This is a genomic window from Marinitoga piezophila KA3 (assembly GCF_000255135.1).
Lineage (GTDB): Bacteria > Thermotogota > Thermotogae > Petrotogales > Petrotogaceae > Marinitoga > Marinitoga piezophila.
This window is the reverse complement of sequence record NC_016751.1, coordinates 376,964-393,972: the sequence shown is the minus strand read 5'-3', so window position 1 is coordinate 393,972 and position 17,009 is coordinate 376,964. Positions and strand designations below refer to the sequence as shown.

17 protein-coding genes are annotated in these 17,009 nt (G+C 30.6%); 10 read left to right on the top strand and 7 right to left on the bottom strand.

Annotated features, from left to right (window positions below; translation table 11 throughout):
• Positions 1–663: 663 nt before the first annotated feature.
• On the bottom strand, positions 664–2,835 hold the full coding sequence (locus MARPI_RS01960) for a sodium-translocating pyrophosphatase (protein WP_014295916.1): 2,172 nt from the start codon (positions 2,833–2,835) through the stop codon (positions 664–666).
• Between the two features lie 221 nt (positions 2,836–3,056).
• Between MARPI_RS01960 and MARPI_RS01955 the strand changes: the two genes are divergently transcribed.
• Genes MARPI_RS01955 through MARPI_RS01920 form a run of 8 tightly spaced genes read left to right on the top strand, consistent with a single transcriptional unit; the run spans position 3,057 to position 9,825 of the window.
• On the top strand, positions 3,057–3,887 hold the full coding sequence (locus tag MARPI_RS01955; RefSeq protein WP_014295915.1) for a phosphate ABC transporter substrate-binding protein PstS family protein: 831 nt from the start codon (positions 3,057–3,059) through the stop codon (positions 3,885–3,887).
• A gap of 13 nt (positions 3,888–3,900) precedes the next feature.
• On the top strand, positions 3,901–4,770 hold the full coding sequence (locus MARPI_RS01950; RefSeq protein ID WP_014295914.1) for a PstC family ABC transporter permease: 870 nt from the start codon (positions 3,901–3,903) through the stop codon (positions 4,768–4,770).
• The gene (gene pstA / locus MARPI_RS01945; protein ID WP_014295913.1) at positions 4,757–5,581 is read left to right on the top strand and encodes a phosphate ABC transporter permease PstA; all 825 of its coding nucleotides are present in this window, start codon (positions 4,757–4,759) and stop codon (positions 5,579–5,581) included. The genes MARPI_RS01950 and pstA overlap by 14 nt, the downstream gene beginning before the upstream one ends.
• Positions 5,571–6,353 (top strand): phosphate ABC transporter ATP-binding protein PstB, encoded by a 783-nt coding sequence (gene pstB / locus MARPI_RS01940; RefSeq protein WP_014295912.1) that lies wholly within the window; start codon positions 5,571–5,573, stop codon positions 6,351–6,353. The genes pstA and pstB overlap by 11 nt, the downstream gene beginning before the upstream one ends.
• 13 nt (positions 6,354–6,366) lie before the next feature.
• The gene (phoU, locus tag MARPI_RS01935; protein ID WP_014295911.1) at positions 6,367–7,029 is read left to right on the top strand and encodes a phosphate signaling complex protein PhoU; all 663 of its coding nucleotides are present in this window, start codon (positions 6,367–6,369) and stop codon (positions 7,027–7,029) included.
• 10 nt (positions 7,030–7,039) lie between these two features.
• On the top strand, positions 7,040–7,717 hold the full coding sequence (locus MARPI_RS01930; protein ID WP_014295910.1) for a response regulator transcription factor: 678 nt from the start codon (positions 7,040–7,042) through the stop codon (positions 7,715–7,717).
• Between the two features lies 1 nt (position 7,718).
• Positions 7,719–8,675, top strand: a complete 957-nt coding sequence (locus MARPI_RS01925; protein WP_014295909.1) for a sensor histidine kinase — start codon at positions 7,719–7,721, stop codon at positions 8,673–8,675.
• 43 nt (positions 8,676–8,718) lie between these two features.
• Positions 8,719–9,825: an SLC13 family permease gene (locus MARPI_RS01920; RefSeq protein WP_041638444.1), complete on the top strand. Its 1,107-nt coding sequence runs from the start codon at positions 8,719–8,721 to the stop codon at positions 9,823–9,825.
• A 37-nt stretch (positions 9,826–9,862) separates the two neighbouring features.
• Here the strand turns inward: MARPI_RS01920 and MARPI_RS11000 are convergent, their stop codons facing one another.
• Both MARPI_RS11000 and MARPI_RS01915 read right to left on the bottom strand, forming a co-directional pair.
• Complete coding sequence (locus MARPI_RS11000) at positions 9,863–9,961, bottom strand: MetS family NSS transporter small subunit (RefSeq protein ID WP_014295907.1); 99 nt, start codon at positions 9,959–9,961, stop codon at positions 9,863–9,865.
• 12 nt (positions 9,962–9,973) lie between these two features.
• A complete protein-coding gene (locus MARPI_RS01915) occupies positions 9,974–11,494 on the bottom strand; it encodes a sodium-dependent transporter (RefSeq protein ID WP_041638442.1) in 1,521 nt (506 codons plus the stop codon).
• Positions 11,495–11,804: 310 nt separating this feature from the next.
• Here MARPI_RS01915 and MARPI_RS01910 point away from each other — a divergent pair, with 310 nt between their 5' ends.
• The gene (locus MARPI_RS01910) at positions 11,805–12,080 is read left to right on the top strand and encodes a LysO family transporter (protein ID WP_041638440.1); all 276 of its coding nucleotides are present in this window, start codon (positions 11,805–11,807) and stop codon (positions 12,078–12,080) included.
• Positions 12,077–12,649, top strand: a complete 573-nt coding sequence (locus MARPI_RS01905) for a LysO family transporter (RefSeq protein WP_014295904.1) — start codon at positions 12,077–12,079, stop codon at positions 12,647–12,649. Before MARPI_RS01910 ends, MARPI_RS01905 begins: the two co-directional genes overlap by 4 nt.
• A gap of 56 nt (positions 12,650–12,705) precedes the next feature.
• Here the strand turns inward: MARPI_RS01905 and purD are convergent, their stop codons facing one another.
• From purD to purM, 4 genes are read right to left on the bottom strand one after another with little or no spacing between them, the layout of a single operon-like run.
• Positions 12,706–13,947 (bottom strand): phosphoribosylamine--glycine ligase, encoded by a 1,242-nt coding sequence (gene purD, locus MARPI_RS01900; protein WP_014295903.1) that lies wholly within the window; start codon positions 13,945–13,947, stop codon positions 12,706–12,708.
• 9 nt (positions 13,948–13,956) lie between these two features.
• Positions 13,957–15,456: a bifunctional phosphoribosylaminoimidazolecarboxamide formyltransferase/IMP cyclohydrolase gene (gene purH / locus MARPI_RS01895; protein WP_014295902.1), complete on the bottom strand. Its 1,500-nt coding sequence runs from the start codon at positions 15,454–15,456 to the stop codon at positions 13,957–13,959.
• Positions 15,437–16,024: a phosphoribosylglycinamide formyltransferase gene (purN, locus tag MARPI_RS01890; RefSeq protein WP_014295901.1), complete on the bottom strand. Its 588-nt coding sequence runs from the start codon at positions 16,022–16,024 to the stop codon at positions 15,437–15,439. Before purN ends, purH begins: the two co-directional genes overlap by 20 nt.
• Positions 16,025–16,038: 14 nt before the next feature.
• Positions 16,039–17,004, bottom strand: a complete 966-nt coding sequence (purM, locus tag MARPI_RS01885; protein WP_014295900.1) for a phosphoribosylformylglycinamidine cyclo-ligase — start codon at positions 17,002–17,004, stop codon at positions 16,039–16,041.
• Positions 17,005–17,009: the final 5 nt, after the last annotated feature.

Genomic DNA, 17,009 nt, shown 5'->3' with positions numbered 1-17,009 from the left:
TCTTCTCAACGCTCGAGACTTGAAAATATTTGAGTTTTTTTGAAAACAAGACTTTTTTAAAATTCATTTGAAATGTTGAAAAAAATAAGCTCAAGAATATTTTGTTGCAGTATAAGTCTTTGGATTTTAATGATTTTTCTCTTTGAATTCCATTCCCTTTGTGGAGGAGGGAATATAACAAGGCTCGTTCATAAAATTGTAGATGAAAAAATAAAAAGCTATCTTTTGCTGTTAGAGCCTTTAAAATCCGGATTTAAATTTTTTATTTAATAATATTTTCTAAAATATCATCTCCTTTCGGTTTTGGTGTATATAATAAAAAAAGAGTCTTGTCGCAACATAATACACTTATGCTACAACAAGACTCTCCTTTCTTCAGGATTTTGAGCCTTCCAAATTACATTGATATTATAATCAATGATTATTGCGTTTATATTATCAACACTTTTCTATTTTGTAAAAATATATTTATTATAATAAATTGTCAGAAAAATTGTGACTATTTATGTAGAATGTTAGTTATAAATAAATATTTTATAGCAATCTCAAAATCCTATTTATAGCTTTTAAAATAAAAAATTAAAAATAGCCACCTATATGCTTAAATAACAACTCTCCCGGAACATAATAAAATGTCCGGGAGAGTCTTTGTTATGGTTTAAATCAAAATAGATGATATATTTTGAATACTGAAACTGTAATTAAGGAAGTTACAGCCATGATTTTTATTAATATATCCAATGAAGGACCAACAGTGTCTTTCAATGGGTCACCTACTGTATCTCCAACAACTGAGGCTTTATGAGCTTCTGTTCCTTTTCCTTCACCTTCAAGATTATTGTTTTCAATGTATTTTTTTGCATTATCCCATGCACCACCTGCATTTGCTGTATAAATTGCAAGCATTACACCACTAAAGGTAGTTCCTGCAAGGAGTCCTCCTACAAATTCAGTACCAAAAATGAATCCTGAAATTATAGGAGTTAATACAGCAATTAAAGCAGGTGTTTTCATTTCTTTTAAAGCTCCTTCACTACTTATTTTTATACATTTATTATAATCAGGCTTGTTTTTTCCTTCCATTAGTCCAGGGATTTCTCTAAATTGTCTCCTTATTTCTTCCACCATTTTTTCGGCTGCATTTACAACAGCATCAATTAAATATGCACTAAAATAAAAAGGTAATGCTGCTCCAAATAATGCCCCTGCAATTGTTCTTGGACTTATTAAATTGATATTTAAAAGTGTTTTTAAATCAACTGCCATATCCGGATTAATTTGTGAATAGACATATGATGCAAATAAGGATAAGGCAGCAAATGCAGCAGAACCAATTGCAAATCCTTTTCCTATAGCTGCAGTTGTATTTCCAACGGAATCAAGCATATCAGTGATTTTTCTTACTTCTGGGTCCAGTTCTGCCATTTCACTAATACCTCCGGCATTGTCAGCAATTGGGCCATATGAATCAACGGAGACAGTTGCGGCTACAAATGAAAGCATTCCCATTGCAGCCATTGCAACACCGTATAATCCTGAAAAATAATTTGCAAGAAGAATTCCAAACATTAGCATAAAGACGGGATATAATACACTTTTCATTCCTAAAGCCATACCTTTTGAAATGATTATTGCAGGACCGCCTTTTGCAAATGTGGCTAATTCTTGTGTAGGTTTGTATTTGTCGCTTGTGTAATATTCAGCTAATAATCCTATTATAATACCAGAAATAATTCCTAACATAGCTGATAGCCATGGTGAAAATATGCCATATTTAAATCCAAGTAGCTTTAATTCATTTTGAGGAAGGTCTTTGAGGTAATAATATCCAGCTATTAAAGTAAATATTCCTGTAAAGGTTGCAGAGAATAGAAGTGAAGTGTTTAGTTCTTTGTGAGGGTTGTCTGTGCTTTTCTTTTTTATTACATAGAATATTCCCAACATTGCGCCTATTAATCCCATGATTGCAAAGATAACAGGATAAACTATTAATTTATATGTGGTTTCATAAGATATGATGGAATTGTTTTTTGATAGAATAAAGCTGGCATATAGTATTAATATTACTGAAGAGATAATTGCACCTATATAACTTTCAAGCAAATCTGCTCCTAATCCGGCAACGTCACCAACATTATCTCCGACATTGTCTGCTATTGTTGCAGGATTTCTTGGATCATCTTCTGGTAAGGCCAATTCTGTTTTTCCAACAAGATCAGCTCCCATATCAGCGGCTTTTGTATATATTCCACCACCGACTCTATCAAACATTGCAATTACAGAACAACCTAAAGCATAACCAGAGATGACCATTGCAAATGGAATATAGCTTATCCCCAGCCAATTTCTTATTACTTTTATATTTTCGATGTTGAGTAATCCCTGCCATTTTCCAAATATTATATATATTATAATTAGTCCCAATAATGCAAATCCTGCTACTGATAATCCCATTACGCTTCCGCCTTGAAAAGCAACTTTTAGTGTTTTTCCAATATTTTTGGTTGTTCTTGCGCTGTTGGATACACGAACATTTGCATATGTGGCCATTTTCATTCCGACATAACCAGCACTACCACTCATTATAGCTCCTATAACAAATGCAATGCCGGTATTTATATCTGTTACTATAGCCAGGATAATAGAAATAAATACAATGTATATTCCAACTGTTGTGTACTCGTGATTAATAAATGTTCTGGTGCCTTCTCGTATTGCTAAGGCTATTTCACTCATTCTTTCTGTACCTTCATCCAATTTTAATACAGAACGATAATTATACATTGCGAATAATAAGGCTAAAAGAGGTACTGTTATTAATAAATACAGCAACATTGTCCCACCCCACTTTATAGAATTTGTGATTACTTAATGAAATTTTGCACTAATTCTATTTAAATAAAATTTCTCTATTTTAATTATACCACTTTTTGATAGATAAAAGTAATATGTTATTTAGATTTTTCATCTTAACATTTCTTAATATAAGCAAAAAAATGCTAAAAAAATTTAATCTATACTACAGATGTAAAAATAAAAAATAGGAGGGAATGAAGATGAAAAAAAGTATAGGGTTATTTCTTGTTTTAGTATTAGTTATATTAGGTAAAGGTTTTGCTGAAAGATTGATTATTAAAGGATCAAATACGGTGTTTCCAATTGCTCAATTATGGATTGAGGAATTAAAAAAGAATAACCCGGAAATTGAAATTACACTTGAAGGTGCAGGATCATCAACAGGAATAGCAGCTTTGTTTAATGGGACTACGGATATTGCAAATGCAAGTAGATTTTTAAAGAAGAAAGAGATAGATAAGATGAATAGAGAAGGATTATATTTTGCGCCAATAGTTGTGGGATATGACGGAATTGCAATAATTGTAAATCCAAGATTGAAGATTAATAATATCACTTTAAAAACTTTAAAGGGGATTTATACTGGAAAACTTAGAACGTGGAATCAGGTTGATCCAAATTTACCTAAAAAAAGGATTGTTATTTATTCGAGAAATACTGCATCTGGAACATTTGAGACGTTTGAAAAGAAGGTTTTAGATGGAGAAAAGATGTTTCCTACTGTGAAGATGGTTGAATCAACTCAGTTTGAAATTGATCAGGTTGCGAGAAATCCATATGCAATTGCATATGTTGGAGTTGGATATGTTTCTGAAAAGGTTAAAGTGTTAACTGTTGAAGGCGTAAAACCAACAAAATTAAATATTTTAACTGCTAAATATCCGATTTCAAGACCTTTATATATGTTTATAGATGTAACCAATGGATGGCCTGAATCTGGACCTGTTAAGGAATATATCACGTTTGGATTGTCGAAAAAAGGACAGGAACTTGTTGAGAAGGCAGGATATGTAGCGGCATATGGTTTTTAATGAGGTGATTTTTTTGAGGGAGTTAAAAGATAAGTTGAATTTTATGCTTATTAATATAACTGCATTTCTGGGGATAGGGGCTTTGATATTGATATTTGTTTTTATTATTCATGAGTCTATACCGGCATTGAAAAGTGCCGGTATAGAAATATTCACGAGTTTTAACTGGTATCCAACTTATGATGAGCCTGAATACGGTATTTTAACTATGTTAATTAATTCTATTTTATTGACGATTTTTACATCGCTTATAGTTATCCCTTTAGGATATATTGTAGCTTTTTTTATGTATGAATATGCAAAGCCATTTGAAAAAAGATTAATAAAGTCTGCAATAGATCTTCTTTCTGGAGTTCCATCTGTGATTATTGGTATGTTTCTTGTAATTTATCTTTCTCCGTTGATGTTAGAAATAGGAGCATGGTCTCCGGAAAATATGTTGTTAGCTGTGTCAGGACTTGTTTTATTGTCTTTTCCGTATACAGCATCATTAATGGAGGAAGCTTTGAGTTCTGTTGATAAGAGTTTAAAGGAAGGAGCGCTGGCATTGGGAAGTGCACGATTTACAGCGGTATTTAAGATTGTTACTCTTGCAGCGTTGCCTGGAATAGTTAATTCCATTATTTTAACAATCAATAGGGTAATTGGGGAGACAATGGTTGTATTAATGGCTGCGGGAGGAGCGAATATGCTTCCACAATCTATTTTTGATCCTGTGAGACCATTAACTGCTGCAATAGCAAGTGAGATGGGAGAGGTGGAAATTGGAAGTATTCATTATTCTGCTCTATTTGTTTCAGGGCTTGTGTTATTGGTAATTTCTGTTATTCTTACTATATCTTCAAAAAATTTTGTGAGGAGTTATGAAAATGGCAAGAGATAAGGTTGTATCTGTTGTGTTTAGAAGTATTAGTTATTTGCTTTTTGTTATAGTATTTATAATATTTGCGTTTGTTATTTTTGATGGTATAAGGTTTTTTTCTTTTGGATTTTTTATACAATTTCCAAAAGATATGATGACAGAAGGAGGTATTTTTCCTGCAATATTGGGAAGTTTTTATTTGTTATTTTTAACTCTTGCAATATCGATACCTGTTGGAGTTTTAACGGGAATATTTCTTTCAGAGTATGGCGATAATAGAATTGGAAGATTACTTGATATAGCTATAACATCGTTGTCTGGAGTTCCTTCTATTGTTTTCGGACTTTTTGGACTCGCGTTGTTTTCTATTACAATGGGATTAAAAACATCTTTAATTTCAGGAGCTTTAACGCTTTCTGTTATGGCATTGCCAATAATTTCATCTGCAACTAAAGAAGCTTTAAAGGCTATTCCAGATGTATTAAGAGAATCGGCTTATGCACTTGGTGCAAAGAAAACGGAGATGATATTTAAGGTAATATTGCCTGCAGCTAAATCGAGAATTTTAACAGCTGTGTTAATTGGATCTGGAAGGGTTATGGGAGAAACTGCCCCGGTTTTGCTTACAGCTGCTGTTTTTTATTCAACGCAATTGCCAGGAAGTATAAAAGATCCTGTAATGACTTTGCCTACACATATATATAATATTGTTATGGCATATGGAGCTGATGCACAATGGATGGCAAAGGGAACAGCTTCTGTATTGATGATAGTAGTATTAATAATATATTCTTTTGCGTTTAGATTGAGGAGGAAGATAAATGGCAACTGAAACAATAATTAAAAGTTGTAATGATATAATTACTGTAAGAAATTTTAATGCATGGTATGGTGATAAACAGGCTCTTAAAGATATTAATATAACTATTAAGGAGAATAAGATAAGTGCTATTATAGGGCCATCTGGATGCGGAAAGTCTACGTTATTAAGAAGCATTAATAGAATGAATGATACTATACCGGAATATAGAATTAGTGGGGAGATTTGTTTTGAAGGAAAGAATATATATGATAGTAAAATTGATCTTACAATATATAGGAAAAAGGTTGGTATGGTATTCCAGAAACCTGTGCCATTTCCCATGTCTATATATGAGAATGTGGCTTTTGGTTTGAAGATTCATGGAGTGAAAGATAAGCAAAAGATTGATGAGATAGTTGAAATTTCATTAAGGAAAGCAGCATTATGGAAAGAGGTAAAGGATGAATTACATAAGTCTGCTCTTACACTTTCTGGCGGGCAACAACAAAGGCTTGTTATTGCAAGAGCGCTTGCTGTTGATCCAGAGGTTATATTGCTTGATGAACCTACTTCTGCTTTAGATCCAATTGCGACTCAGAGAATAGAGTTGCTTTTAGAGGAACTTTCAGAAAAATATACTATTGTTATTGTAACGCATAATCTTTCTCAGGCTATTAGAATTTCAGATTATCTTTATTTTATGTATCAGGGTGAATTAATAGAAAGCGGAAAAACTTCTGAGATAATAGAAAATCCACAAAATCAACTTACCGAAGATTATTTAAATGGAAGAATAGGATAATGGGGGTTATATAATGAAAAATATACATCATTTTGAGAATGAAATTTTGATTTTAAAGGCTGATATATCAAAGATGTTATCGTTGATTCTTGAGTCTTTTAATATGTCAATTAAAGCACTTGAAGGAAATGATAAAATGCTGGCTAAAAGAGTATTAGATCTTGATGATAAAATTGATAATTTAAATAGAAAGATAGAAGAAGAGGTTTATCAATTAATTGCAAGGTATAATCCCCTTGCAAAAGAGTTAAGATATATAATCACAATGATAAAGTTTTCCAATAATCTCGAAAGAATAGGAGATTTGTCCTGTAATATAGCGCAAAAAACATTTGAATTTGAAGAGTTAAACGAACATGCAAAATTAAATGAAAATATGCTGAAAATGATAGGTTTATCTTTAGAGATGCTTAAGGAGGTATTCAAAGCTTTTAATGAAAGGAATATAGAACTTGCAATAGAAATATGGAAAAAGGATAACATTATAGACGAACTTGAAATAGAAAATAGAAAAAATATATTAGAAGATTTTAAAAATGGGAAATACGATGAACGTTCTATTATTCCATATGTTTTAATAGCAAGAGATATTGAAAGAATTTCTGATCAGGTTACTAATCTTTGTGAGGAGATTGTGTATATTGAAAAAGGAGAGGAAATATTGAAATATATTTAGGAGGGGAATAATGGCATCTATTTTAATTGTTGAGGATGATAGTGATATTCGCGAAATTTTGAGGACATATCTGGAAATTGAAAAATATGATGTTTTTGAGGTTGAAAATATTCAGGAAATGAAAGCATTTCTTTCTAAAAATCATGTGGATATTATTCTTCTTGATATTATGCTTCCTGATGGAGATTCTGTGGAAATTCTCCCTTATATTCGTTCAGCAAATAGAAATACCGGGATTATAATTGTTTCTGCAAAGAATACAGATAGGGATAAGATATATGGGATAGAAAGTGGAGCTGATGATTATGTAACAAAGCCGTTTAATCCGCGAGAGGTTGTTGCAAGAGTGCGTGCTCTTCTAAAAAGACTTAAAAACGAAGATGAGAAATTGGAATTTGGACCACTTGAAATTTTTTCTGGAAATTATGTGGTTAAACATAAAAATAATGTAATAGATTTAACTGCAAAAGAATTTGAAATTTTGCTGTTATTAGCTAAAAATAATAAGAAGATTTTTTCAAGAGAAGAAATTATTGATAGAATCTGGTTTGACAGTGATTATATAACAGATAGAGTTGTAGATGTTCATATTAGTATGATTAGATCTAAAATAGGAAAAGGATGGATTAAAACTGTAAGGAATTTTGGATATAAGTTTAATCCTCAGGCATGGGAAGTGGAGGAATAATATGGATACGAAAATCCTGGATTTTATAGAAGAAGCGTATATTGAACTCGATAAGATAAAAGTGAAGGAAATTAATAAATCGGCAATGGATTTTGGATTTAAGAAAGGAATTGAGTTAATAAACATAATTACGTTTAATGAGATAGATGAGTTTATTAAAGCTATTATTAATAATGAAGATTTTGAAATAGAAACCACTGTCTATTTTTTTCAGGGAGAAAGTAAATATTGTTTTTTAAAATATCTATCAAATTATAATGTGTTGATTATAAAGGATCAAACAGAAAAGGAATTGGTAAAAAAGGTGAAATCTGATTTTATAACTTCATTATCCCATGAAATAAGAACACCATTGTCTGTTGCAAAAGGTAATATATATCTTGCTATGGATATTTTAAACGATAATGAAGCGATTAAACCATTAAAGAAGGTTAGAGATTCTATTAATAAAATAGAGAGGATTCTTGATCAATTGACTTTGTTATCGTTGGCTGAATTTGAGAATTATGTTTTAAAATTCGAAATTTTTGATCCTCAAAAGATTTTTGAAGATGTAAAAAATGATCTCGAGGAGAAAATTAAAAGAAAGAATGTTAGTATTGATCTGGATTTAAATGTAGAAATGCTTAAAGGAGATCCTTTTGTAATTTATACAATATTGAGAAATCTTATTTCAAATGCAGTAAAATATTCATATGAAAACTCCAGGGTATATGTATCTATTTTTGAAGATAAAATAATAGTAAAAGATGAAGGAATAGGAATACGTGATGAAGAAAAGGAAAGAGTGTTTGAGAGATTTTATCGTGGAGTTGATGCGAAAAAATATGCTCGTGGTTCCGGTCTTGGACTTGCTATAGTAAAATATCTGTGTAATCTTGCAGGTTATAAAATAGAATATAATTCTCAATGGATGGTTGGTTCTACGTTTATTATCCATTTGAATACAGATATGTAAAAAAGTATATGATATAATATATATGCAAATTACATAGTGGATGGTGATTGCAATAGATAGAGTAAAAAAGTATATAATGGAAGAAAAACTGATAGTATTTTTATTTGTTTTTTTAATAATAATTTCATTTATGTATAAAATTTCACCAGTTCAATATCCAGAATTAATAAACTGGAAAACAATATTTTTTCTTTCGGGATTATTATTAATTACTAAATCAATTGAACTATCAAATTATTTTCACCATATAGCGATATTTATGGTTAAAAAGGCGCATTATGAAAGGAATCTTGTATATTTTTTAATAATAATTTCAACTTTTCTGGCGATGATTTTGACCAATGATATAACGCTTTTTATTGTAATTCCTTTAACAATAAAACTAAAAAAACTGGTAAATTTTGATTTTTCTCGAATAATAATTCTTGAAATAATAGCTGTAAATATTGGTTCTTCATTAACTCCTATTGGAAATCCTCAAAATATATTTATATGGCATAATTATGGCACAGGTGTGTTTAATTTTATTTTAAAAATGATGCCTTTTTTTCTTTTGGAATTTTTCCTTTTGATTGTATATGCAACATTTCTTGTGAAAAATAAGAAAATGGAAATAGTTATTAGTGATGAAAAATACGATAATAACGCTTTTTTTAATTCGTTAATAATCCTTTTAATGTACATAATTTCTTCGAATTACGAAGATTTTTTTTATTTGTTTTTAGGAGTAATTTTTGTTTATTATTTAATTACTAAAAAATCAGTAATATCTAAATGTGATTGGAATATAATTCTTCTTTTTATTCTGTTTTTTATTAATTTTAATATATTATCCATGATACCTGAAATAAAATATTTTATTGAACATTTTGGTTTGAATAATGGAAAAAATTTGTTTTTGTTTAGTACAGGATTGTCGCAGATAATAAGTAATGTTCCTGCAACTATATTTTTATCTAACTACACAGATAACTGGTATTATTTAAGTTATGGAGTTAATTTGGCTGGAACAGGATTTATAATAGGTTCTCTTGCAAATATTATAGGATTGAGAATTTCTAAGATTGAAAATGGAATGAAAACATATCATAAATATGCAATACCATATTTTTTAATTTCATTGTTATTAATATCATTAATAATAAAATAAACAGGCGCGAATTTACGCGCCTGTTTATTTTATATAATTATTTATTGTGTTTTGCTGCTATATTTAATGACCAGGCTAATCCTCCAAATAATACAACACCTGCAAAAATCATGAATGCTATTGCGCTTCCTGACATATTTTCGCCCCCTTAATCCTCTACTGTAATTTCAGTAACCTTTTCATTATACTTTTCGTCTTTTGAAGGCATTTTAGCAAGTATATATCCAATTACTGGAACAGCTAAGAAAATAACAAAACCAACTGTTAATGCCCATGCTGGATATCCGCCGTATGGATTTTTCATTTCATCATAGATATTTAATCCTAAAATGGAGATTAAAACAATAGGAATAATGTATTTTAAAGAAATGTCAAACCAAGCACCGATTTTTACTTCAGAAACTGAATTGATGTATTCTCTTAATTTTTCTGCACCAAAAACCCAGCCAATAACAATTGATTCTAATATACCAACAACCAATAATGCATATGTTCCCATATAGTGATCGATAATATCTAACCAGTATAATCCTCCTTGTGTTGCAAATAAGAGTCCGAAGATAAATCCTAATACTGAGAAACCAACTAAGAATGTTTTCTTATTTACTTTAAATTTGTCTCCAGCTGCAGCTTCTGTTGCTTCAACAAGTGAGAATGCTGAGTCAATACCAAGTGTTAATAACATAATAAAGAATGCTAAACCAATTATTGACTGAACTACAGCACCGCCAGGGATTAATGAAATAGCCTGTGGATAAACAACGAATGCTAATCCAATTCCACCGCTAACTACTTCATCAACTGGGACCTGCATTTGTGTAGCCATATATCCTAAAACGGAAAATACAGCGATACCAGCAAGGAATGAAGTTGCTGAGTTACCAAGAGCAGTAATAATAGCATTATTAGCAACATCATTTTTCTTATCATTATAACTACCATATGCAATCATAATACCAAATGCAACACTTAATGAGAAGAATATCTGTCCAAATGCATTAGCCCATACTCTTGGTTCAGCTAATTTTGCAAAGTTTGGTTCAAATAAGAAATTTAAACCTGTGGCTGCACCTTCAAGTGTTACACCTCTGATTCCTAATAAAACTAAGAGAATAATTGGTAATGGAACAGTCCACATAACAGTTTTTCCAACTGATTCTGTACCTTTTCTTAATATTAAATATACCCATAACCAGGCAATTAATAATCCAATAACTATTGGCCATCTTAATCCACCTAATTGTCCAGGGCCATCTGTTAATTTTAAGAAGTCACCAAAGAAGAAACCTTTTGGATCACCTTTCCATGCAGGACCAAATGAGAAGTATAAATAGTTAAAAATCCAGGCCATAATAACGTTATAATAAAATACGATTATAGAACCAGTTAATACAGCCCACCAACCGATAAATTCAGCACCTTTCGAAATTTTTCCCAGAGCTTTTGGAGCACTACTTTGTAAACCCTGACCTATTCCAAATTCTGCCATTAAAATTGGTATACCAGCAAGAAATAGAGCAATGAAATATGGAATATAAAATGCTCCACCTCCATTGGAATATGCCATATATGGGAATCTCCAGGCATTCCCAAGACCTGCGGCAGAACCTACGGCTGCTAAAACAAACGCCCATCTTGAACCCCACTTTTGTCTAGCCAAAGTTAACACCCCTTTCTATGTAAAGATAATATATGTTAATATTTACATCTTAAGTTTTCGATTTTAATTACTTTATTAAAATTAGTACAAAAATATAACAAATTTCCATGAAAAATATTTCATACATGTAAATCATATCCTATAATACCATAAAAATTTTTTGTTGTCAATACCCTGTAATATAAGTGACAATAATAACAAACAAAACATTAAAGTCTTTTAATAAACCATCTGCTTGACAAAAAGTGATTTTTGTGATATAATATATATGGCAACTGAAATTCCAGTTGCCAATTTTTTTATATATAGGGGTGATAGGATGTTGTATTTAATCCTGGCAGCATTTATTTTAGGGTTTGTTCTTGGTATTAAGAATAAATTTCAATTTTTGAGAAAATGGAATGTTGTTACTATTGTCACTGTATTATTGCTTTTTTTTATGGGGTTTGAACTTGGTTCTGATAAGGATTTAATACAACAACTTTCTGAAATAGGATATCTTTCATTTATAATTGCTGTTTTTGCAATTTTAGGAAGTGCGTTACTGGCCACAATATATGAAAAGTTCTTTTTTAAAAGGAATGATGTGAAATGATATTATTGCTTTCTGCTGTTGTATTAGGAATAATAAGTGGATTTTTTATAGATATTAATCTTCCATCGAATTTAATTACTGTTTTGCTTATGCTATTGGTTTTTTCAGTTGGAGTTGATATTGGATCTGAAGAACGTATATTATCAAAGTTAAAGAGTAGTTTAAAGGTAATATTAATCCAGACATCTTTAACAATTTTTGGAAGTCTTGTTTTTGGTGGTTTTGTTTCGTTTTTTACTCAATTAACTTTTAAAGAAGCAATGGGTGCTGCTGCTGGAATGGGATGGTATTCTTTATCTGGAGTTATGATTAGCTCATTATATTCGCCGTTTTTAGGTGCTGTGGCATTTTTGTCCAATGTATTTAGAGAAGTTCTTGGAATTTTATTAATACCATTATATGCAAGAGTTTCTCAATTAGGAGCTATTGGTATAGCAGGTGCTCCGTCTATGGATACGCTTCTGGGAGTTGTTTCAAAAAGTGTTGATAAGGATAAGATTTTAATAAGTTTTGGTCATGGAGTTTTGCTTTCAATATCAATTCCTATAATAATCACTTTGATTTTTTAAAAAATAACCCCGAGAACCCGAATTTAAGAGTTCCCGGGGTTTTAGTTATATTGTAGCTATAACTTTCCTATATCTTTTCTATAATATATTCCTTTAAAAGAAATCTTTGAGATTTCCTCATACGCTTTTTCTTGTGCTTTTTCAAGTGTATCTTCCATAGTTACTAATGATAAAACTCTTCCACCGTTTGTAATAAGTTTATTATCTTTTATTGCTGTTCCTGCATGAAAAACAATTTCTTCTGTATTGATATTTATTTCATAGCCTTTTTCATATTTTCCCGGATATCCATTTGAGGCTGCGACAACACAGCATGAAACTTTGTTTTTCCATTTTAATTCTACTTCATTTAATTTTCCTTCTACTGTTTTTAAAAAGATTTTTGCAATATCATTTTCCAATAATGGGAGCATAGCCTGTGTTTCTGGATCGCCAAATCTTACATTATATTCAAGGAGATATGGCTCATTATTTTTTATCATTAATCCAATAAATAAAATACCTTTGTAATTTGATTTTTCTTCTTTTATACCTTTTATTGTTGGTTTTATTATTTTTTGTTTAATGTTTTCAAATAATGTTTCGTTTAATAAGGGATGTGGAGAAATTGCTCCCATACCACCTGTATTAGGTCCTTTTTCACCTTCAAATATTTTTTTATGGTCTTTTGCTGTCTGGAATATCTTATAATTTTCTCCATCAACAAGCACAAACACAGACATTTCATAACCTTCAATATATTCTTCTATAACAACTGTTTTTCCAGCCTCTTCAAATATTTTGTTTTCCATAAAATCATAAAGAGCTTTTTCTGCTTCTTCGTAATTTTTGGCGATTATTACCCCTTTTCCAGCAGCTAAGCCATCGGCTTTTATTACCACTGGATATTTTACTTCCTTTATCTTTTCTATTGCATCGTCTAATTTATTAAATACTGAATATTCTGGAGTTTGAACGTTATATTTTTTAGCGAAGTTTTTTGCATATGATTTACTTCCTTCAAGCATTGAAGCGCGTTTGTCTGGACCAAAAATTTTTAAGCTGTCTTTTTCAAATTCATCGACTATTCCTTCAACAAGATATTTTTCCGGTCCAACTATTGTAAGGGCTATATTATTATTTTTAGCGAATTCTTTTATGTCATGAATATTGTCTATATAGACATTTTCGCATTTGTTTTCATTAAATGTGCCACCATTTCCGGGGATACAGTATATTTTTTCGACTAATGGACTTTGAGATATTTTCCAGGCTAATGCATGTTCTCTCCCGCCGTTGCCAATAATCATTACTTTCATCTTATCACCTCAATGCTTAAAGTGTCTCATTTTTGTAAATATCATGGCTATTCCCAGTTCATTTGCAGCTTTTATTGAATCTTCATCGCGTATTGAACCGCCTGGCTGTATAATAGCTTTTATATTGTATTTTCCAGCCTCTCTAACAACATCATCAAATGGGAAGAATGCATCAGAAGCTAATACTATTGGGTGTTTTGCCCTTTTTAATGCATCTATTGCTGCCCATATTCTATTTGGTTGCCCTGAACCTATTGTTGCCATTTGATTACCTGCAACGACAATTGCATTTGATTTAGCATGTTTTACTACTTTAAAGGCAAAAATTAATTCTTTTTTTAGCTCTTCATCTATATCTTTTTCAGTTACCACTTCAAATTTATTAAATAGTTCTGTATCTCTATCCTGAACAAGAACTCCACCATCAATTGTAGAAAATTCCCTTTTTTCTGATGGTTTTTTATGAGCTTTTATAATTCTTAGATTTTTTTTCTTTTTTAAGGTTTCTAATGCTTCTTCTTCAAATTCTGGTGCAATTATTACTTCTAAGAAGAGTTTTTTCATTTCAAGTGCCGTTTCTTTAGTTACTGTATGATTAAAGGCAACAATTCCACCGAATATGGAGATTGGATCACATTCATACGCTTTTTTATATGCTTCTAAATTATCTTTTCCTATTGCAACACCACATGGGGTTTGATGTTTTACAGCGCAACATGCATTTTCATTATCAAATTCATTAACCACTTTCCAGGCAACGTCTATATCTTTTAAATTATTGTAGGATAATTCTTTACCATTTAATTGTTCGAAGGTGTTGAAAAATCCTTCTTCAAATGTGTTTTCATAGAATACTGCATCCTGATGAGGGTTTTCTCCGTATCTTAATTTGTTTTTTAGTTTTAATGAAGGGGTATAATATTTGGGGAATTTTTTATTGATTAATTTGTTTAAATAATTTGATATTAATGAATCATAATATGCTGTAAGATTAAAAGCTTTTGAGGCAAGGTATAATCTTGTTTCAAAGTCAATATTATTTTCTTTAATTTTTTCTATAACCATTGGAATATCCTCAGGATCAACAATAACTATTGTGTGTTCGAAGTTTTTAGCTGCAGCCCTTATTAATGTTGGACCACCTATGTCGATAAATTCTATCCTTTCCTGTATTGTAAGTTCTTCTTTCAATTTTTCTTCAAATGGATAGAGGTTTACATATACGAGATCTATTTTTTCTATGTTATGTTTTTTTAAAACTTCTAAATCTTTTTCAATATTTCTTGCAAGAACGCCTCCATGAATTTTGGGATGTAATGTTTTTACTCTTCCATTAAGTATTTCTGGGAATTCTGTAATGTTTTCTACGGGAATTACATTTATTCCATTTTTTTCAAGATATTTTGCAGTATTTCCTGTTGATATTATTTCATAGCCATTTTCAACAAGGTTCTTTGCCAATATTTCTATATCTTTTTTATCATAAGCACTAATTAAGGCTCTTTTCATATGCAACCTCCTGAAGTCTTAATATTTTATCTATTACCTTTGGATATAATTTATGTTCGAGTTTATGTATTTTCTCTTCAAGTGTTTCCAATGTATCTTCTCTTTCTATTTTGACAACTTCCTGTGTTATTATTTTTCCTCCGTCGAGTTCATTATTAACATAATGTATGGTTATACCGGTGTATTTTACGCCATATTCAAAGGCCTGTTTTATAGCGTTCAGGCCTTTGAATGCAGGCAATAACGAGGGGTGAATATTGATAATTTGATTTTCAAAATGTTCAACTATATATTCAGGGAGTATTTTCATATATCCGGCAAGAACTATTAAATCAGGTTCTTCGCGTTTTAGATATTCGAATAATTTTTGATTGTATTCTTCTCTTGATTTATATAGTTTGTAGTTTATTAATTCATAATCAATATCAAGTTTTATGGCTCTTTGTAAAACATAAGCGTTTTTATTTTCGCTTATTAGTTTGATTTTATATTTGTTTCTTAGCTTTTTTACTATAGCTTCAAAATTGGAACCATTTCCTGATGCAAGTACAATTATTCTTTTTTTCATTGAATTCACCTCTTTTAAAGGTTTATGCGAACTTTTTCATCTTCATCTGTTTTTATTATTTTTCCAATTTCATATATAGAAATATCCATTTCTTCGAGTATTTCTTTTACTTTTTGCAAATTTTCTTGAGGTAATATATAAATCATTCCTATTCCCATATTAAATACTCTAAAAGCCTCTTCTATTTTCACACCTGCGTTTAGAGCTCTTTCGAATACTTCAGGTATTTTCCAGTTAATATGAATATTTGCCAGATATCCTTCAGGAATAACCCTTGAAAGATTTTCTCCAATTCCGCCACCGGTTATGTGTGCAGCAGCATGTATATAATCTTTTATTTTAAGTGTTTCATTTACATATAATTTTGTAGGAGCTATGATTTTTTCATCAAATTTCATTCTATTTTCGTCCAATAATTTTCTAACAAGTGAATATCCATTTGAATGAAACCCGGAAGAAGGAAGCCCTATAACGATATCTCCTTCTTTTACCTTTTCTTTTCCTGGAATTTTATCTTTATCTACTATTCCAACAGCAAATCCAGCAACATCCACTCTGTCTTTTACAAGCATTCCTGGCAATTCTGCAGTTTCGCCGCCCAATAATTCGCAGTTTACTTTTTCAAGCACTTTTATTAATTCGTTTAAAAATGCAGCACCTTTTTCTCCATCGAGTTTTCCTGTAGCATAATAATCTAAAAAGAATAAAGGTTTTGCACCCATACATACAAGATCATTTAATACCATTCCAACAAGATCATTAGCTACTATATCCCATCTGTTTCTTTCTTCAAGGAGTATCATTTTTGTTCCAACACCATCTGTACTTGAAACGAGTACAGGATTTTCATATTCGTTAATTATATTTTTTAATGGAAAAAGTCCAGCATATAGCCCGGCATTTTCTTTTAATTTATCTTTAACTTTTGAAATCATGCTATTTGCTTCATCTATATTTACACCGCTTGATTTATAATCCATAATTT